This is a genomic window from Mucilaginibacter sp. 14171R-50 (assembly GCF_010093045.1).
GTDB lineage: Bacteria > Bacteroidota > Bacteroidia > Sphingobacteriales > Sphingobacteriaceae > Mucilaginibacter.
In genome coordinates, this window is record NZ_CP048115.1 from 21255 (window position 1) to 40652 (window position 19398).

The following is a 19398-nucleotide window of genomic DNA, read 5'->3' on the forward strand; positions in this document are numbered from 1 at the left end:
CTTTTAAAAATCTCCTGATTGTACAACGTCTCAATTCTTTTGTGAGGGGCTAATATCAGAATTTTATGCTATTTTTGAGAAGCAATTTTCTAACATTAAAGCCATGAAGCAGCAGGAAGTATTTAGAAAGACCGGCGCAATAATTAAAGAACTTAACGAGCAATATGAGTATCTGCAAAACACTGCAGATAACCTTAACGACCTTGAACTGGAACTGTTTGTTGCCAACACCCACTTTTTAAAAGATCATGCCGAAATATTAAGAAAACTTAACCTTCAAAAGGAGCAGTTACAGCATACGCTGCCCCCGCACGTTGAAGAAAAAAAGCAACCCGAAACGATACGGGAACAACCGGAACCGCAAAAACCTGTGGTTGAGGAAATAAAGAAAGCCGTTACCTATGAGCCTAAATATTTCGAGCCCCTGGTACAACAGGTAAAACCAATCATAACGGATCGCGCATGGTCTAAACCGGGCCCCGAAAAAACCACGCAGCCCGAACCTGTTAAATTGGACATTACACCGGTTAATGAAGAAACACCTGCACCGGAAATAGATTTGCATACCGGCAGTGATGCGGACAGCTATTCGTTTGAGCGCGAAGAGCCGGAAACCATACGGCACGAACTGATTTTAGATGAGGCCGAAGACTGGGACGAAGAAGAAGAGGTTGTACCGGTGGTTACTGCCGACAAAACCAGGAAATTTCCGGAGGTGACCATGGAGAATATTTTAGACGGCGAAATTATTGCCGCTGACGATGAAACCGCAGAACCGAATATTGTGCCTACCAACCCCGAGCCGGTTATTGACAATACACCAAAAGTTAAGGCCGAGGAACCAGCTGAAGCGCAAAAGGTGCTTACCTTAAATCAAAAAATGTCGGCGCAATTAAGGGGAGATCAAATAACCGTTTCCGAGCCCGCCGAAGCACCCGTAAAAGATATCAAAACAATTATAAGCCTTAACGATAAGCTGCTGTTTGTAAAAGACCTTTTTAATGGTTACAGCCTTGCTTACAGCGAAGCGATTGAAATAGTGAACCGCTTCTCGAGTTTTGAAGAAGCCGACCGTTTCCTGAAAACCAATTACGTAACCAAAAATAACTGGGAGGGTAAAAAGGCAACCGCCGATAAGTTTTATGCTTTGTTAAAAAGGCGCTACGCGTAGATCATACCCATCCGGTTCGAATCGAGTTTTAGCAGGATAAACAGTAATATGGTAAAACTCCATAACGATGAGCCGCCATAGCTGATAAAGGGCAACGGGATGCCTATAACCGGCATATATCCTATGGCCATGGCAATATTGATAACCACGTGGCAAAATATGATAGATGCCACACCATAGCCATAAATACGCGAAAATGGGGCGCGCTGCCGCTCGGCTATCATTATTATCCGCAGCAGTAAAAAAAGGTATAAGCCCAATACTACAACCGAGCCTGCAAAACCCCACTCCTCGCCCACAGTACAAAATATAAAGTCGGTGCTTTGCGCGGGCACAAAGGAGTATTTGGTTTGAGTGCCCTGCAAGTACCCTTTGCCCCATATACGGCCTGAACCAATAGCTATTTTTGATTGATTTTGGTTATAACCTACGCCGCGCAGATCTTTAGAGAGCCCGAGTACTTCATCTATACGCACACGCTGGTGTGGTTTTAAACCATGGTAGTAAAGTGGTTTAACACAAAAAACAAAACCAATAGATAATATAGCGGCAATGATAAGGCCTGTTGCAAACTTTCGGTTACGGCTAAACATCAGCAACAGCAACACAGCTGCCGCAATTATTGCTATAATAATATACCACACGTTTATTAGCAAAGCCGATACAAATAGTGTCGCCAGCAAGCCTATTACGATCAGGAAATAAACTGATAAACCTTCGCGGTAAAGTACAAATATCAATGAGCAGAATACAAGGGTCGATCCATCGTCCGGCTGCAGCTTTATCAGCATCATGGGCAGCAAAATAATACCGCCCGCTATCAGAAATGATTTGGGGTCGGTAACCTTTACATTCGTGGCGCTCAGGTATCGCGCCAGCAACAAACAGGTTGCAAATTTGGCAAACTCCGACGGTTGCAGTCTAAACCCGCCGCCCATATCGATCCACGCCTGGTTGCCACCTACATTGTGCCCGGCAATCAGTACAATAAACAGCAAAATAACGGTCACTATGTAAAACGCCGGTGCCAGCGCAGACAAAAAACGGCTCTCGAGCAAGAGTATGACCGTACCGATAACCAACGCCGAAACAATATAAATAAACTGCTTACCATATTCGGTGCTCATATCTATCAAACTGCTATGGCTTTCGTCGTATACGGCGGCGCGGATATTGAACCAGCCAATAACGCACAGCGCCAGATAGATAAACACTGTTACCCAATCTACATTAAAAAAGAAACTTCGCTGCTGGTTATTCATCGTCCTTTCGTTTTGGCAGTACCGCGGTAAAATCGGATGTCGTGGTGAGCCTATCAAACCATAGTTGAGAAAGCCCTTCGGCACCTGTTTCGACAAGTTCAGGCCGATATTCTGTACTTACCCGCAACTCACTGCTGCTGCTTTTTTTTGCGGCATTATTTTGTGCCGATCTAAGGCCGGCTTGCTTAAGTGAATCGGCTTTGTGCTTTTTAATCGAATCAGCCTTTACTTTTTTAGCCGAATCGGCCCTCAGTTTGGCTTTATCGGCCGGTTTCAATACAATTTCGGGCAGCAGGTTCTTCTCTATATAATAGTCTGGGCTGATTCCCGACGGGCGCTTGGATATGCTGCCCCGCAAATACTGCTCAACAATAAAGCTGGCTATTGGTGCCGCCCACGTAGCGCCCTGACCGGAATTTTCGACCACAACAGCAATGGCTATTTTGGGCTTATCGCGCGGCGCGAAAGCAACAAATACCGAGTTGTCTTTATGGTTCCTGACCTCAGCGGTACCGGTTTTGCCGCACATGATGATACCCGGTATTTTTGACCCTTTGGCCGTACCGTAATCAACCACACTTTGCATACCGTTTATAACCGGTTCAAAATATTGCGAATCGACCCCTACATAGTTGCGTACCTTATACTCGTGTTTTATCACTTTTTTGTCTCCAATAGCCTTTACCAAATGCGGCTTGTAATAATAACCGTGATTAGCTATGGTAGCCTCGATATTAGCAAGCTGCAATGGCGTAGCCAACAGTTCGCCCTGCCCAATACCTAATGATATTACAGTGCTTGAACGCCAGCCGCCCTCACCATATATCTTATCATAGTATGCAGCTTTTGGCAAATTGCCCCGGTTTTCGTTAGGCATGTCAAGGCCCAACTTAGCGCCCAGCCCAAACTTGGCAACATTATTACGCCAGTAATTAAATGAGGTATCTGTATAACGGGGGCCGCGCCGGTTCACCAGCTTCTCAAAAACCATATCAAAATAACCGTTGCATGAATGGGCAACGGCACTGGCCAGGTCTACATTACCATGCACCTCGCCCTGAAAACATTTAATGCGGCGGTTACCTGCCTGGTAGTACCCGGGGCAATGGTAGATAGTTTGCGGTGTAATCACCCCTTCCTGCATCGCAATAAGAGCGCTTAGTGGCTTAAATGAAGAGCCGGGCGGATAATATGCCTGAACCGGCCTGGTGAAAAACGGTTTGTAGGGATCCTTGTATAATTTAGCTGCGTTATTACCGCGTTCGCGGCCTACCAGCAAGTTGGGGTCGTAGGTTGGGCTGCTCACGTAGCAAAGTATCTCGCCTGTAGATGGTTCTATAGCCACAATACTCCCTACCTTATTTTGCATTAGTTTTTCGCCCAGTTTCTGAATCTTCATATCCAGCGACGATATCAGTCGCTCGCCGGCTACAGCAGCTGTATCGTAAGCCCCGTTAGCATAACTGCCTTTTGGCACGTTGTGCGAATCATATATCAAATTACGTACGCCACGCTGTCCGCGTAAAATGGTTTCGTATGATTTTTCGACGCCGGTGATACCCACATAATCGCCCGGGCTGTAATATCCGCCCGACCGTTTAATAATAGCGTCAGTAACCTCGCCGATATAACCTAAAAACTGCGCCGCAGCCGAATCGGGATAGCTGCGCACTGAGCGCTGAACCGGGTAAAATCCCTGAAATTCTGACAGCCTTTCCTGGAAGGCAGCGTAAGATTGCAGCGTAAGTTGTTTTTCAAATACAGATGCCCTGATGGGCGAATAAACCTTTGCCTTTGCAAAGCGCTTATCAAAGCCTTCTTTGTCAATACCCAAAAGTTTGCAAAATTCAACGGTATCAAATGGCTTTACCTGTTTGGGTACCACCATAATATCGTATATCGGTTCGTTCTGAACCATTATTTTGCCGGTACGGTCAAGGATAGGGCCGCGCGCCGGATACTGAACATACCGGCGTACCACATTATTTTGAGCGTACAGAAAATAACGATCGTCGATCACCTGTATGTAAAATAGCCTGCCCAGCAGTATCAGCAAAAGGGTTATAAATATCCCCGCTATTACATATCTACGCTCAAAAAAACTATTCATTTATTTACGCTCTTTCTTTCTGAAAAACAACAAGCCCGAAACCAGCATCAAAAATACTGTAAATATTGAACTCAATAAAAACCGGCTTAGTGTATAGGTAATTTCAGATAACCTGAAAACTTCCAGATTGAAGAGGAAGAAATGATGAAAGAGCGTAAGCACAAGTGCATAAGTAAAAAACCAAGTGAAACCCATAATGCTCAGGGTGGGCTCGGGCTCGTTATCAAAGCCATCTTTTTGTACGGTTATACTAATAAAAAGTACGCGCACAAAGGCAAGCAGCGTACAGGCAGCAGCATGCAGGCCGGGGGTATCATAAAAAGCATCAATGGTTAAACCCAATATAAAGGCCAGCGCAAAAAGTACCAGGTTGGGTGTTTCAAAAGGCAGCAACAGTATAAAAAGAATGTACAGGTATGGCACCGCTAAATTATACAGCGAAATATTTTTAAGTAAAAAAACCTGCAGCAGGACAAGTATTACAAATCGCGACAGGTTTATCAAAATTATCCTACTCATCCTTTTTTTCCCGGGCCTCCAACCCCGCCTGCTCTTTGGCAAACTTATTAATTATCACGTAAACGTATTCCAGTTTGCTAAAGTCGGTTGCAAAGGTTATTTCCATATTCAGGAAAAAACCGCCGCCCTTGGCCTTTAATTTACTTACTTTGCCCAATGTTATACCGGCAGGGAAAAGTGATAGTTCTGATGTAACCACATTTTCGCCAATCTTAGGCTGCGCATTGTTAGATACATCTACAAGTAAGCCCTTCTGGGGGTTCATACCCTCGCCCCATTCCACATACCCTATCTCTTTATTGGTAGCGAGCATGGCGCTAAACCGCGACTCTTTATGAAGCAAAGACTGCACTATAGACAGGTGTTCGCCCACAAACATCACTTTACCAACCACACCAAGGCTCGAAATTACACCCATACCCTTTTCAATGCCATCGCGGCTGCCGCGGCTAATGGTTATGTAGTTATTACGCTTATTTATCGAATTATTGATAACCCGGGCTTCGATATACTCGTATTGCTGTTTGTAAATGGTATCATTTACCATTTTACGTGCAACTGTATCTGCATACTTTGATGATCGTAACTGGTTACGTAACTGGGCGTTCTCTTTTGCCAGTTTATCATTCACTTCCTTTAAAGACAGGTACCCCTTCAGTTCATCGGCTTTGGCATATAAATTACCGGTAACCTGGTTGGTGCTGTTAATAAAAGATGCTTTTTGAAACGAATTGTATTTGATATAGATGATGAGCGAAACTATCTCGAAAATGAGAAACAAAAAGAATGCGTTGTACTTGGTGATAAATATCAGGAGGTTACGCATTGCTTATTAGATATGAGATGTGAGATATCAGATTTGAGATCAAAGAAAAATAGCATTTCTCATATCTCACATCTCCTATCTCACATCTAAAATTATTGCATTAAAAACTTAAAGTTACCTATATTTTTAAGGGCTGTACCGGTGCCGCGCACAACCGCCCTAAGCGGATCTTCGGCAACGTGCACAGGTAATTTGGTTTTAGCGGCCACACGTTTATCAAGTCCGCGCAGTAGTGCGCCACCGCCGGTAAGGTAAATACCTGTTTGGTAAATATCGGCAGAAAGCTCGGGCGGGGTAATTTCCAATGCTTTCAATATCGCTTCCTCAATTTTCGAGATAGATTTATCAAGGCAATGCGCAATTTCGGTGTAAGATACGGTGATCTGTTTAGGTACGCCTGTCATCAGGTCGCGTCCTTGTACGGCAAAATCTGCCGGCGGTTCAGATAGTTCGGGTAATGCGGCGCCCACTTCAATTTTTATTTTCTCGGCAGTACGGTCGCCTATCATAATGTTATGCTGGCGGCGGATGTACTGAACGATATCAGAGTCGAAGTTATCGCCCGCCACACGGATAGACTGATCGCATACGATACCCGAGAGCGCAATAACGGCGATCTCGGTAGTACCCCCGCCAATATCAATGATCATGTTACCCATAGGCTCCTCAACATCAATACCAATACCTACGGCAGCAGCCATTGGTTCGTATATCAGGTACACCTCTTTGGCGCCTGCAATTTCGGCGCTGTCGCGCACGGCGCGTTTCTCAACCTCGGTAATACCTGATGGGATACAGATAACCATACGCAGCGATGGGAAGAACCAGCCCTTACCCTGGTTTATCATCTTGATCATACCGCGTATCATCAATTCTGCAGCGTTAAAGTCGGCAATCACACCATCTTTAAGCGGGCGAACGGTACGGATATTATCGTGGGTTTTGCCCTCCATTTGCATAGCCTGGCGGCCAATGGCAATTACTTTGTTTGTTGTACGGTCAAACGCCACTATCGAGGGCTCATCAACAACAACTTTATCATTATGTATGATAAGGGTATTGGCCGTACCCAGATCAATAGCTATCTCTTGCGTAAAAAAATTAAATAAACCCATTTGGCGTTATTCTGATTAGCTGGAATTTAAATATTAAGACTGTTTTGCGCCAAATAACACGGGCGCTATATTCGTGTAAATTAGTAATTAATAACTCTAATTTTTAAAAATTCGTATTTGTTATTAGAGATTAGTTAATCAGATATTGGAGATTAGTTAGTCATAAAAAGTAATAACTTATTTACTACAACCCACTGGCCCTAATCTCTAATCAACAAATCTCTGATCTTTAATTAGTGTTTAAAATGCCTTACTCCGGTAGTAACCATCGCAATGCCCTTTTGGTTACACATATTGATGGAATCCTGATCTTTTATGGACCCGCCCGGCTGCAAAACGGCTGTAATGCCTGCATCTCCTGCTATCTCCACACAATCCGGGAAGGGGAAAAAAGCATCTGATGCCATTACCGCGCCCTTAAGATCGAACCCAAAGCTTTCGGCTTTAATAATAGCCTGCTTCAAGGAATCGACCCTTGATGTTTGGCCAACACCGCTTGCCATTAACTGGTTGTTTTTGGCAAAAACAATGGTGTTTGATTTGGTATGTTTAACCACTTTATTAGCAAAATAAAGATCGCGCAATTCGTGCTCTGTTGCCTTTTTTTCGGTAACCGGGGTCATTTGTGCCGGGCCTTCAACAACCAGATCTTTATCCTGCTCAATCACGCCGTTAAGCAAGGTTTTAAACTGCTTAACAGGTAACTCAACCCGATTGCGGATTAATACAATGCGGTTCTTTTTAGCCGAAAGAATATCTATAGCCTCGTCTGTAAAAGCCGGCGCTATAAGCACTTCGTAAAATATCTTATCAATTTCGGCAGCGGTAGCGGCGTCTATTTCGTCGTTGGCAATAATAACACCACCAAAAGCCGAAACCGGGTCACAGGCCAGTGCATCTATCCAGGCTTCTTTTATAAATGTGCGGGTTGCAACGCCACAGGCATTGGTATGTTTTAAAATAGCTACGGTGGGGTCGGTAAATTCGTCAATTAAAGCAACGGCCGCATCCACATCAACCAGGTTGTTGTAAGATAGTTCTTTGCCGTTAAGCTTTGTAAACATCGCGTCAAGGTTACCATAGAAGATACCCTTTTGATGCGGATTTTCGCCATATCGTAAAACCTGGCTGGTTTGGATGCTCTGTTTAAACACAGGCATCGGCTCGCTATGGTCAAAGTACTGAAAAATGTGCGTATCGTAGTTTGAAGAAATGTTGAATGCTTTTTGAGCGAAACGGCGGCGCTGATCAATAGTGGTTGCACCTTGCTGCCTTTTTAATATTTCTTCAAGTTCGGTATAGTCATTCTTAGAAGCAACAATTACAACATCTTTATAATTTTTTGCTGCCGCCCGGATAAGCGAGATTCCGCCAATATCTATCTTCTCAATAACATCCTCCTGGCTCGCGCCCGAGTTTACGGTTTCTTCAAAGGGATAAAGGTCAACAATCACCAGGTCAATTTCCGGTATTTCATACTGTACAAGTTGCTGCTCATCACTATCAAAACTTCTGCGGGCAAGTATGCCGCCAAACACCTTTGGGTGCAGGGTTTTTACCCGGCCGCCCAGGATAGACGGATACGAGGTAAGATCTTCAACAGCAATAACATCAACACCAAGATCGCGGATAAAGGTTTCGGTACCACCGGTAGAATATATCTTTACACCAAGGCGGTTCAACTCATGAATTATATGTTCAAGGTTGTCTTTGTAATAAACAGAAATCAGCGCGTTTTTTATTTGTACAGAATGACTCATTACAACAGGGAAATTTTGAGCCGCAAAGGTAAGGAATTTAGTTAATTAGTGGTGAGTTAATTGGCGATTAGTTGTGGATTTGATTGGCGCATGGTTATTAAGGGGTATGCAAATTCCAAAGGCCAACAAACCGCCGCTAATTAACCAATCACAAGTAACTAACTCCGCATCTTCTTCAATAAACTCTCAATTACCTTCGGAAAATGCTGGTGCTCCAGCTGCTGGCCTTTAAATTTCACCATTTCCAGGTTATCGCCGGGCTCTATCTTAAAACGAGACTGGTGGATGATCTCGCCCTCGTCAAATTGGGTATTCACAAAATGTATGGTAATACCCGATTCTTCTTCACCGGCTTCAAGTACAGCTTTATGAACGTTATCGCCGTACATGCCTTTACCGCCAAACTTCGGCAGCAGCGCAGGGTGCAGGTTGATGATTTTATTAGGAAACGCATTTAATAAAGCAGGTGGTACCAGCCACAAAAAACCGGCAAGCACAATAATATCTACCTGCAGGTTTTTAAGCAGGCTTATCACTTCATCAGTTTCGTAAAACTCGTGGCGCGTAAATATGTGCGATGGTATCTCAAAATTATCCGCCCGCTGCAAAACGTAGGCCTGCGGGTTATTAGTTAGGATCAATACAACTTCAGCATCGGCATTTCGCTTAAAATGCTCCATTATTTTCTGAGCATTCGACCCTGAACCCGAAGCAAAAATGGCAATTCTCTTTTTCAAAACGATCGGTAGATTTTATTTTGCAAAATATAAAATTTTATCAATTATTTGGCAATCGCTGGCTTAATCCTGGTAAATCCGTAACGTCGAATGGTCCTTTTGTCGTTGGCCGTGTAATATGTTTGCAGGTCACCCGTTTCAAGCACCATCGAAAATTCGCCCAGGTTTGTAATATGCGAGTTAATAAACGGCTGTTTGGTGCCGGCCGAAGTGATATCGGGATAGGTAATATCTGCAAACAGGTAAAGCTTGGTATCTGATAACGACCATGTGCCGCTCATAGTAGTTGGGTTGCAGTCAAAATTGGTGTAACTGCACGTTTTATCGTCATTGAATTTAAAGATCTGAACAGAATCACATTCCAGTGTATCAACCGAAGTCTGCGAATCGCCAAGGTATTTATATTCCATTACAGAACCCAACCGCCAGGTTCCGTAGGTGAGCAGGCCCGGTATGCTGCTTTGCTTTTCTTTTTTACATCCATTGACAAAAAAGCTGATAACAACAACCCCCGCCAGTAAAAAATATAAGTTTTTATTTGTCATTAAGCTGCAAATATAGTTTAGTTACGCAATTGGAAAGGTGCTTTAATATAACTATTTATGCCATAAAATATTTCGATACGCGGTAACTATAGTTCATAAACCGTTGCCGAAGCTTTATATATTTGCTTCATGCGTATACCCTACCCTCAACTTAAAGCCGAATTTAAACGGGTGCTCACCAGCCTGGATATCAACGATGCCGTGGCCGATGCGTGCGCGGCGGTTTTTGCTGATAATAGCCGCGACGGCGTTTACAGCCATGGCTTAAACCGTTTTGCGGTTTTTGTTGAATACATAAGGGAAAAACTGGTTATACCCCATGCTTTACCTGCATTGGTAAGCTCATTTGGCGCCGTTGAGCAATGCGATGGCAATATGGGCCCCGGCATGTTAAATGCTCAATTCTGTATGGGCAGGGCAATTGATATTGCAAAAAACAATGGCATTGGCTGTGTTGCTATAAAAAACACCAATCACTGGATGCGTGGCGGCACATACGGTTTGCAGGCCGCCGAAGCGGGTTATATAGGCATATGCTTTACCAATACTATTGCCAACCTGCCCCCATGGGGCGGTACCGAGCCGCGCCTGGGTAACAACCCTCTTGTAATAGCCGTGCCCCGGCAGGGTGGTCATGTAGTGTTGGATATGGCGATGACACAATATTCGTTTGGGAAGCTTTGGCAATACGAGGCGCAGGGTAAAGAACTACCCGTGCCGGGTGGTTACGATAAAGAGGGTGAACTTACAACCGATGCCGCCGCCATAGCGGAAAGTAAACGACCATTGCCTATCGGATTCTGGAAAGGGTCAGGGTTGTCGTTAGTGCTGGATCTGATGGCTACAGTATTGAGTGGTGGCGATTCCACCCCGGTAATAACGCAAAGCGGCCGTAAAGAAACCGGGGTTTCGCAGGTGTTTATTGCCATTAAAACCGATAATGAACGGAACGCCGCATTGATAGAAGAGATCATCAGCTACACCAAAAGCAACAGTGAGGGTAACGAGATCCTCTTCCCCGGCGAAAACATGCTAAGGACAAGGGAACAGAGTTTAAAGGATGGTGTATGGATTGATGAGGAGATTTGGGAGAAAGTGAAGGGCTTGTAACGCTCGCTGATTTTCTGTGCTTGTTAGGCGCGCCAGCAGGTTACGTTAAGCCTGTGGATGTTCATTTTCTTTGTCTTAGCCACAAAGAAAACGAACCAAAAGAAAAGGCCAAGTCAAAGCGACGCTTCCGCCCGCCCTGCCGGTTCTTAACGCTTTCTCCCGCATGCGCGAGTTCGAAAGCTAAACCGTCATTCACGCCATACTCCCGGCCCGCCCGCTTTGACAGAAGGCCGGCGCACATAAGAAATGATAGCGATAAGTTTACCTCCCATCGTTATAGACGCAAATGCGTTAGGGATAGCAGCGAATACCGGCCTTGTGGCTAAGGCCTGAGCAGTATGAGCGGATAGCCCGGGCCGCAGGCAACGCCCAATATTATCTTTTGCCAAAGTTACACCGATAACACAGTGGTTGAATATTATCTATACTGTCAGAGCCGCCTTTAGTGAGGGGAATAATGTGGTCTTTTGTCCAGACGTGCTTGTATCGCTTGTCAGCTCGCGGCTCAATTAACGACCATTTCCTATTACATCCTGGACAGAACTTAAACTCATCCAATTTGTTAAGCCATTGTTTTTGGGAATGTTTCCCAAAAGCATCACTTTTCCTTTGATTGTACGTGGCAGCCCTTTCTCGCCGACAACTTTTGCAATATTTATAGACTTTAAATGAAGACGAAGACGTCCAATTACTCCAATTATCGTTACCACATTTATTACAAATCATCTGCACATCTATTCTATCAGTCCCTCAAACTTCTCCCAAAAACCATCTTTGGGCAGCGGTGCCACTATAAGTACCGGCTCGTTTTTAACAGGGTGTATAAATTGCAGGCGGCGCGCATGAAGGCAAATGCTTTTTCGCAGGCTGCCGCGCGGATAGCCATATTTATTATCGCCCACTATGGGGCAGCCCAGGGTTGATAGCTGCACCCGTATTTGATGGGGGCGCCCGGTTATAGGGTCTACCTCTATTACATAATAATCCTCGCGCTCGCCTACCAGTTTATAGTTTAGTTCAGATCGCTGGCTACCCGGCACTTCTTTATCATGTGCCTTAGTGACATTCTTTTGCGGGTTTTTAAGCAGGTAATGTACAAGGGTACCAGCCTCGGGATGCGGGCGCTTGCGCACAATAGCATAATAGGTTTTATGCATTTCGCGCCCTTTAAACATTTTATTGATCCGCTCTAACGCCTTGCTGGTTTTGGCAAACAGGATAACCCCGCTAACGGGTCTGTCTAACCGGTGAACAACGCCCAGGAATGCACCATTAGGTTTATTATACTTTTTGGCGATATATTTCTTTACCTTCTCGTCCAGTGATTCATCGCCGGTATCGTCTACCTGTACTATATCGCCCGCACGCTTGTTTACCGCTATCAGGTGGTTATCCTCATACAGTATATCCGCATCGGTAATATCCTTGCTTATATAATTAAATTCTGGTCGCGCCATTTTTTTCAGTCGATGGTCCACTGTCAATGGTCCATAATTATGTTTATTGCCCGGTTTGGGTCGATATCATAATTCTTTTCTACTATGGACTATCGACTATTGACCATGGACTACTTAATACTCTTCTTTCTCGTTCGGGAAGCTTCTTGCTTTTACATCACCAACATAATTGGTAATAGCATCGTTCATTACATCAAACAAATTGGCATATTGGCGTAAAAAGCGTGGTTTAAACCCTTTGTTTATGCCCAGCATATCATGTATCACCAAAACCTGCCCGTCGCAATGCTGGCCGGCGCCAATACCTATAGTTGGTATACTTACTGATCTGCTAACCTCGGCAGCAAGCTTTGCAGGTATCTTTTCTAATACAATGGCAAAGCAACCCAACTCCTGCAGCTTTAGTGCATCATCCTTAAGTTTTGCGGCTTCTGCCTCTTCTTTAGCCCTTACAGTATATGTACCAAATTTATATATCGATTGTGGCGTTAAACCCAGGTGTCCCATTACCGGGATTCCGGCTGCGAGTATCCGGGTAACCGATTCTGCAATTTCTACTCCCCCTTCTAATTTTACACCATGCGCACCCGCTTCTTTCATGATACGGATAGCCGAAGCCAAAGCTTCTTTAGAGTTGCCTTGGTATGACCCAAAAGGAAGATCGACGATCACCAGGGCCCTTTTGGCCGCACGTACCACCGAGGCCGCGTGATAGATCATCTGGTCCAGGGTAATGGGAAGCGTGGTTTCATGTCCGGCCATAACATTACTGGCCGAATCGCCCACCAGGATAATATCCGTACCGGCATTATCTACTATGGCGGCCATCGAAAAATCGTACGCCGTAAGCATCGCTATTTTTTCTCCGCGGTTTTTCATTTCCTGCAAAATGTGCGTGGTGATGCGTTTAACTTCCTTGTTTACCGACATGGGATGGTTTTTAGTTTTTTAGCAAATGTACAGTTTTGGATTTCGGATTTCGAAATTTCGATTTAGGATTTAATTGCGCACAGATAATCTTGATATATTTGAACACCACATCAGCTATATTTAAACATGGCAACCAACAGATTTCAAGACAAGAATTTTCGCATCTCGCATTTTGAAGATGAAATTTTTGTGGAATGCCCCAAATGCGAAAAGCGCGCCGTTATAACAAAAGACGACCCCGCTTCGTATTTTTCTTCCCGGACCTTGAAATGCCCAAATTGTTTTTATTCGCTAAACGGGAGGCATAAATCATACACTGTAACTCTCGACTGTCACTGTTCGCATTGCGCGGCTCAGCTAAAGGTTGAAATAAAAAACGTTACAGACAAAAAAGAAAGCATTGCTGTAAAATGTTTTAACTGCGGTAAGACAGAAAAGTATGAACCGAGAAATGAAATGCAGGAATGGTATTTTAAAGATACAGGGAAATTATCTGACGGATACTTTGGTCTACCTTTTTGGTTGTCGAAAAATTTCAGGGGCGATGATTTTTTTGCCTATAACTACAGGCATTTAGAATACCTGAAACAATATATATCTGCCGACCTAAGGGAACGGGACAACCGCAGTCATTGGACAATGGTCGAAAAACTTCCGGATTGGATAAAGTCAGCAAAGAACCGGGATAAACTGATTAAACTGATAACAGAACTGGAGAGAAAATAAACGTTTTCCATCCATAACCGTAGATTATAACGCCGCTTATTTATTCAAATTCATGTCAGGATTTGTTATTATCCCAAAAATTCAAAATTGGATATCCAAAATAGCAAATTTTTGCCTACTTTTGCGGCGTGAATAAAGAGGTATCTTACTTCAGCCTTCCGGTTTGTTTTCACGGAGCTTCGAGCCAGAAAATCCGAATTAATAACCCTTTCAATTTTTTTGCTAAATGAATCATTTCACCAAATTACCTGCTGTTTTATTGTTAGCCGACGGTACCGTATTTTACGGAAAAGCTGCCGGGAAAATTGGTACTACCACAGGCGAAATTTGCTTTAACACCGGTATGACCGGCTACCAGGAAATTTTTACCGACCCATCCTACTTCGGGCAGATTATGGTAGCCACTAATGCGCACATCGGCAACTACGGTATCAATACCGATGAGGTTGAATCCGGACAGATACAAATTGCGGGTTTGGTATGCAAAAATTATAACATCGCTTACAGCCGCAAGCAGGCAAACGAGTCGATACAGGATTATTTTCAGGAGCAGAACATTGTAGGTATATCTGACGTGGATACCCGCCAACTCGTTCGCCACATACGCGATAAAGGTGCCATGAACGCTATTATTTCGTCAGAAATATTAGACCTTGACGTACTGAAAGCCAGGTTGGCCGAAGCGCCTGATATGGATGGCCTGGAGCTTTCATCGCAGGTATCAACCAAAGAAACTTACACTTTTGGTAACGAGAACGCCGCCTACCGTGTAGCCGTGCTTGACCTGGGTGTTAAAAAGAACATCCTGCGCAACTTTGATGACCGCGACGTTTATGCCAAGGTGTACCCGGCAAAAACCACTTTTGAAGAAATGGAAAAAGATTTCGCACCATCGGGGTATTTCATTTCTAACGGCCCCGGCGATCCGGCTGCCATGCCTTACGCCATAGAAACTGTTAAAAAGATATTAGAGACCGATAAGCCGATGTTTGGCATTTGCCTTGGCCACCAGCTGCTTGCCCTGGCTAATGATATACCAACTAAAAAAATGTTTAACGGCCACCGCGGGTTAAACCATCCGGTGAAGAATGTCATTATTGATCATTGCGAAGTTACATCGCAAAACCATGGTTTTGGTGTGGTACAGGAAGCAGTAAGAGCATCTGATAAGGTAGAAATTACCCACGTAAACCTTAACGACCAGTCGATTGAAGGTATCCGTGTAAAAAATAAAAATGCTTTTTCGGTACAATATCACCCGGAGTCTTCACCCGGCCCGCACGATAGCCGTTACCTTTTCGATGATTTCATTGGGATGATGAAGAAATAAATATGCAGATATGCAGACTACATAGAGCCTTTCGAGTTTAGCTTGAAAGGCTCTATTATTTTACCACGAAGTGCCACATACTCATTAAGAACGAACGTTTAAAACTGATTTTCGACCACATCGTGATTTTCAAATTCTCTTTTCCTACATTCGCTGCAATGAAATTTACAGGTACCCCACGCATCATATTTTTCCTGGTTATACTCGCGCTAAACATCGTTGCCGACCAGGCTACTAAATCCATGATGCGCGCGCATATCGGCTATTACGATCAATATTTCTTTTTTAACAACCACGTTACCTTGCTACGGGTTGAAAACACCGGCGCTTTTTTAAGTCTGGGGGCAAAGTTGGTACAACCCTTCAGGTTTATCTTGCTTACGTTGTTACCTGCAATTGCCCTGTTAGGCGCATTATTTTACAGCATTACCAAAAAAGGCCTCAGCAATTTAATGGTAACCGGCATTGTGTTTTGTATTGGCGGCGGTATGGGTAACCTTTACGACAGGATAGTGCGTGGCTCGGTAACCGATTTTGTGCACCTAAAATTCGGCCCGTTGCAAACGGGGATTTTTAACGCTGCCGATGTTTCTATCATGATTGGTTTTGGGCTGATACTGCTAAACGCGTTTTTGAGGCGGAACGATGATCAAAAGGCAGAAAAAACGATAATCGAAGATCACTCCGTCGAGCTGTAAGGGCTTCTTATACATCTAATACCTGTTTTCGCAAGAGCCGGCCGCTGCTGCTATGACGTTGCATAGTTATTAACGCCACTCAGGCTACGCTCCGTTAACTACCGGCAGGCTGAAATGGAATTTAGTCCACTGGCTTTCCTCGCTTTCCACCCATATTTTTCCGCCGTGGTCGTTAATGATTTTGGATGAAATGTATAGGCCCATACCCAACCCCGGGTGGGTAGATATCACATCCTGGGCACGGTAAAACTTATCAAATATCAATTGCATAGTTTTTAGCGACATCCCTTTTCCGTAGTCTTTTATTGAAACGATAACATGCCCATCAGCATCAATGGCAGTACCCACTTCAATCTTTGTGTTTACTTGGGAGTATTTTGCGGCATTACCCAACAGGTTAGAGAACACTTGCTCCATTCTTAAAATATCAGCCGCTACGTACACATCCTTTCCTAAAACGCTCTCTAAAGTGTGATTGGGTAAAATTTGCTGCATTACCGCCAGTTGGTCTGTAACAAACCCGTTCAGGCTGATGTTGGTCATGTTGTATTGCAAGCTGCCATTTTCAATTTTCGACAGATCGAGCAGTTGCTGCACAAGCGAATTGAGTTTTGAGGCCTGCACATCTATTTTGGTCAAAACACCTTTCAAATGCTCCGAAAGGGGTTCCTTAGTGGCTTTGGCTATTTGCGTATAGGCCTTTAATACCGTCATGGGCGTTTTCAGCTCATGGCTGGCTATAGATATAAACTCTGTTTTCTTTTCGTCTATAAGTTTTGACCGCTTGATCTCCTCATCTTTTTCTTCAGCTATCTTTGACAAGCTAAAATTTCGGCGTTTGATCTCTTCGTAGGCGCTAATGGGTGCCTGGCCATTAAAAAACTCGCGCAGCTTGTTTATTTTTACCGGGTCGATCTTTAAAGATCGTGGCAGCCCTATCTTCATTTGTATAGCGGTAACGCCGCTGTTTACTGTCACTTCAAATTCGGGCACCAATTTTTGGGCATAAAAAAAGCCTTCGTGAGCATCGTTAAAAGCAACATCGCTCTCAAAGGTCACCATTGCTACCAAAGCATAGCGGGTTTTATTTTGATCGAGCCCGATAGACAGTGCCCCGTTATCAGTATACTCAATTACAGTTCTCGATATTTCAGATACTGCGGTGGCAAAAGTAGTTTGCGTTGCAATGGTTAGGCCCAATTTATCTGCAACCTGCATAGATTTCTTGTGCGCCAGAACAAGGTCCATATCGTTCTCTAACGACATACTAACTACTTCTTTCATTTATTTTACTTTTGCTATAACAACCGACATATCATCAGTTCGCCGGGCGTGGTCTTTATAAATAGCTGATGCTAAAATAGTAGGATCGTATTTGTATATCATTGGGTACCGGGCCATATCGATACGTGTTTTTATACCATCCGAACATAGCATTAAATGGTTGTATTCATCCGCGGCGTATTGTTGGTCGTTCATAGTATTAGGGATATTATGTCCTACAATACCGTTATACGACATTTGATTTTTTAAGTTAGTGTTGTTAAAAAATCGTGCAGCGATGTTACCAACCCCTGCCGAGGTCCACATTTTACGTTCAAGATCGTACCCCACAACACTAATAACAGCGCCCCTGGTTTTTTTGATATTGGTATGAATAAAGCGAATAGTTTCTGTAGGGCTAAAATCCGGGAATACTCTAAAGGCGTTAGCTGCTTCATTAACCGCAATATTGGCCTCGGGGCCATGGCCAAGTCCATCGGCCAGCATCAGCTTAAAATACTTTTCTGTTTTTTTAAACGCAAAGCCGTCGCCGCTGGTTTTTTCACCCGGTTTATAAACCACTATAGGCCGTATAACTACAGAAGGTTTAATACCTGTTGGGGGTTGGCGGTTATATACACGGCTTAACACTATGGTGCCCCAGCCCGGCTGAGAGTAAAGCTCAAACGTATCTGATAACCTTTTCATACTGCCCAGCCCGTGGCCCAGAGTGTTGGTGGTTGACATGCCATCCTGCATCATCCGTGCGGGGTTTACCATCCCCGGACCGTTATCAATACTTATAAGCTCTACATACGGCTCGCCCCCGTTGGCAAACACGCCAACAAGCAGTTCACCATCGTTGCTATATTTAAATAGATTGGAGGTCATTTCGGCCACTATCAGGTCAAGTTCATTAGTACGGGCAACGCCAATGCCTCCCTCGGTGGCCATGCGGTGTATCTCCTTTTTTATCAGCGAGAAATAACTGCGGTCGTCCGCCGTAAAACTGATATGCGTTGCATCAACCATTAGCCCATTTTAATATCGTTACCACTGTACCCTCGCCCACTTTACTCTTAATATCAAACTCGTTTACAAGGCGTTTGGTACCGGGTAAGCCCAAACCCAGGCTTCGGCCGGTAGAAAAGCCATCGCGCATGGCGGCAGCTATATCCGGTATACCGGGGCCATTATCTGTAAAGGTTAAGCGCACGCCGTTATTGCGCCCGCTTGATACCACCTCAATAAGGCACGAACCGCCATCGGCATAGCGCATCATATTTCTTACAAGTTCGCTACATGCCGTTAGTAAACGGGTTTGGTTAACCAGCCCCATCTTAATTTTTACCGCGGTTTCCTTTACACGGTTCTTTAAAAAAACCACGTCCTGTTCTTTAGATACCTGAATGGTATCTTTACTCAGCGATAAGGTCATCGGTGGTTTGATCTTCGTCTGCGTCGTCCTCCTGATCTCCTACCATGGATTTTAACAGTTTCATGCCTCTTTCCATATCCAGCGCAGTGTGTACGCCTTTAAGCGGCAAACCCAGCTCAATTAATGTAATTGCAACGGCCGGCTGCATGCCAACCACCACGGTTTGGGCATCCAGTATTTTAGACATACTGGCGATGTTGCCAATTATCCGCCCCATAAATGAATCGACTATCGAAACAGCGGAAATATCAATTAAAACCCCTTTTGCGCTTGTTTTGTTAACCATTTGTACCAGGTCGGCCTCCAGGTTCAGGGCAAGCCTGTCGTAAAGATCAACCTGTATGGTAACCAGCAAAAAGGCTCCCATCCTTAGAATAGGAATTTTATCCATTACTTAATCT

General features: G+C 44.3%; 20 protein-coding genes. 5 read left to right on the forward strand and 15 right to left on the reverse strand.

What is annotated here, in order from left to right; translation table 11 throughout:
* The first annotated feature begins 103 nt into the window (after positions 1-103).
* The gene (locus GWR56_RS00095; protein WP_162429169.1) at positions 104-1171 is read left to right on the forward strand and encodes a hypothetical protein; all 1068 of its coding nucleotides are present in this window, start codon (positions 104-106) and stop codon (positions 1169-1171) included.
* On the opposite strand, the gene rodA is transcribed toward GWR56_RS00095, so the two are convergent.
* The 8 genes from rodA to GWR56_RS00135 form a co-directional block, all read right to left on the reverse strand.
* Positions 1162-2433: a rod shape-determining protein RodA gene (gene rodA / locus GWR56_RS00100; protein ID WP_162429170.1), complete on the reverse strand. Its 1272-nt coding sequence runs from the start codon at positions 2431-2433 to the stop codon at positions 1162-1164. The genes GWR56_RS00095 and rodA overlap by 10 nt on opposite strands.
* Positions 2426-4543 carry a penicillin-binding protein 2 gene (gene mrdA / locus GWR56_RS00105; RefSeq protein ID WP_162429171.1) on the reverse strand — a complete coding sequence of 706 codons (2118 nt, stop codon included), beginning with the start codon at positions 4541-4543 and terminating at the stop codon, positions 2426-2428. The genes rodA and mrdA overlap by 8 nt, the downstream gene beginning before the upstream one ends.
* Positions 4544-5062 carry a rod shape-determining protein MreD gene (mreD, locus tag GWR56_RS00110; protein ID WP_162429172.1) on the reverse strand — a complete coding sequence of 173 codons (519 nt, stop codon included), beginning with the start codon at positions 5060-5062 and terminating at the stop codon, positions 4544-4546.
* Positions 5055-5888, reverse strand: a complete 834-nt coding sequence (mreC, locus tag GWR56_RS00115; protein WP_162429173.1) for a rod shape-determining protein MreC — start codon at positions 5886-5888, stop codon at positions 5055-5057. The genes mreD and mreC overlap by 8 nt, the downstream gene beginning before the upstream one ends.
* A 92-nt stretch (positions 5889-5980) precedes the next feature.
* The gene (locus GWR56_RS00120; RefSeq protein ID WP_067054626.1) at positions 5981-7003 is read right to left on the reverse strand and encodes a rod shape-determining protein; all 1023 of its coding nucleotides are present in this window, start codon (positions 7001-7003) and stop codon (positions 5981-5983) included.
* Positions 7004-7236: 233 nt separating this feature from the next.
* The gene (gene purH, locus GWR56_RS00125) at positions 7237-8763 is read right to left on the reverse strand and encodes a bifunctional phosphoribosylaminoimidazolecarboxamide formyltransferase/IMP cyclohydrolase (protein WP_162429174.1); all 1527 of its coding nucleotides are present in this window, start codon (positions 8761-8763) and stop codon (positions 7237-7239) included.
* Positions 8764-8921: 158 nt separating this feature from the next.
* On the reverse strand, positions 8922-9500 hold the full coding sequence (purN, locus tag GWR56_RS00130; RefSeq protein WP_162429175.1) for a phosphoribosylglycinamide formyltransferase: 579 nt from the start codon (positions 9498-9500) through the stop codon (positions 8922-8924).
* A 44-nt stretch (positions 9501-9544) separates the two neighbouring features.
* On the reverse strand, positions 9545-10045 hold the full coding sequence (locus tag GWR56_RS00135) for a lipocalin family protein (RefSeq protein ID WP_162429176.1): 501 nt from the start codon (positions 10043-10045) through the stop codon (positions 9545-9547).
* 129 nt (positions 10046-10174) lie between these two features.
* On the opposite strand from GWR56_RS00135, the gene yiaK reads away from it, so the two are divergent.
* Complete coding sequence (yiaK, locus tag GWR56_RS00140; RefSeq protein ID WP_162429177.1) at positions 10175-11155, forward strand: 3-dehydro-L-gulonate 2-dehydrogenase; 981 nt, start codon at positions 10175-10177, stop codon at positions 11153-11155.
* A gap of 375 nt (positions 11156-11530) precedes the next feature.
* Here the strand turns inward: yiaK and GWR56_RS20775 are convergent, their stop codons facing one another.
* The 3 genes from GWR56_RS20775 to panB form a co-directional block, all read right to left on the reverse strand.
* Positions 11531-11881, reverse strand: a complete 351-nt coding sequence (locus tag GWR56_RS20775; protein ID WP_370463828.1) for an HNH endonuclease — start codon at positions 11879-11881, stop codon at positions 11531-11533.
* A gap of 8 nt (positions 11882-11889) precedes the next feature.
* The gene (locus GWR56_RS00150) at positions 11890-12612 is read right to left on the reverse strand and encodes an RluA family pseudouridine synthase (RefSeq protein WP_162429179.1); all 723 of its coding nucleotides are present in this window, start codon (positions 12610-12612) and stop codon (positions 11890-11892) included.
* Between the two features lie 114 nt (positions 12613-12726).
* Positions 12727-13542, reverse strand: coding sequence for a 3-methyl-2-oxobutanoate hydroxymethyltransferase (gene panB, locus GWR56_RS00155; RefSeq protein ID WP_162429180.1), 816 nt, complete (start codon positions 13540-13542; stop codon positions 12727-12729).
* A 126-nt stretch (positions 13543-13668) separates the two neighbouring features.
* Between panB and GWR56_RS00160 the strand changes: the two genes are divergently transcribed.
* The 3 genes from GWR56_RS00160 (at position 13669) to lspA (ending at position 16296) form a co-directional block, all read left to right on the forward strand.
* Positions 13669-14268, forward strand: a complete 600-nt coding sequence (locus GWR56_RS00160; protein WP_162429181.1) for a hypothetical protein — start codon at positions 13669-13671, stop codon at positions 14266-14268.
* A 226-nt stretch (positions 14269-14494) separates the two neighbouring features.
* Positions 14495-15598, forward strand: coding sequence for a glutamine-hydrolyzing carbamoyl-phosphate synthase small subunit (carA, locus tag GWR56_RS00165; RefSeq protein ID WP_162429182.1), 1104 nt, complete (start codon positions 14495-14497; stop codon positions 15596-15598).
* Positions 15599-15756: 158 nt separating this feature from the next.
* Positions 15757-16296 (forward strand): signal peptidase II, encoded by a 540-nt coding sequence (gene lspA / locus GWR56_RS00170; protein WP_162429183.1) that lies wholly within the window; start codon positions 15757-15759, stop codon positions 16294-16296.
* 84 nt (positions 16297-16380) lie between these two features.
* Here the strand turns inward: lspA and GWR56_RS00175 are convergent, their stop codons facing one another.
* Genes GWR56_RS00175 through GWR56_RS00190 form a run of 4 tightly spaced genes read right to left on the reverse strand, consistent with a single transcriptional unit; the run spans position 16381 to position 19388 of the window.
* Entirely contained in the window at positions 16381-17580 is a 1200-nt protein-coding gene (locus tag GWR56_RS00175) for a sensor histidine kinase KdpD (protein WP_162429184.1), read from the reverse strand.
* On the reverse strand, positions 17581-18591 hold the full coding sequence (locus tag GWR56_RS00180; protein ID WP_162429185.1) for an ATP-binding protein: 1011 nt from the start codon (positions 18589-18591) through the stop codon (positions 17581-17583). It lies immediately after the preceding gene.
* The gene (locus GWR56_RS00185; protein WP_162429186.1) at positions 18584-18997 is read right to left on the reverse strand and encodes an anti-sigma regulatory factor; all 414 of its coding nucleotides are present in this window, start codon (positions 18995-18997) and stop codon (positions 18584-18586) included. Before GWR56_RS00185 ends, GWR56_RS00180 begins: the two co-directional genes overlap by 8 nt.
* The gene (locus GWR56_RS00190; protein ID WP_162429187.1) at positions 18978-19388 is read right to left on the reverse strand and encodes an STAS domain-containing protein; all 411 of its coding nucleotides are present in this window, start codon (positions 19386-19388) and stop codon (positions 18978-18980) included. The genes GWR56_RS00185 and GWR56_RS00190 overlap by 20 nt, the downstream gene beginning before the upstream one ends.
* Positions 19389-19398: the final 10 nt, after the last annotated feature.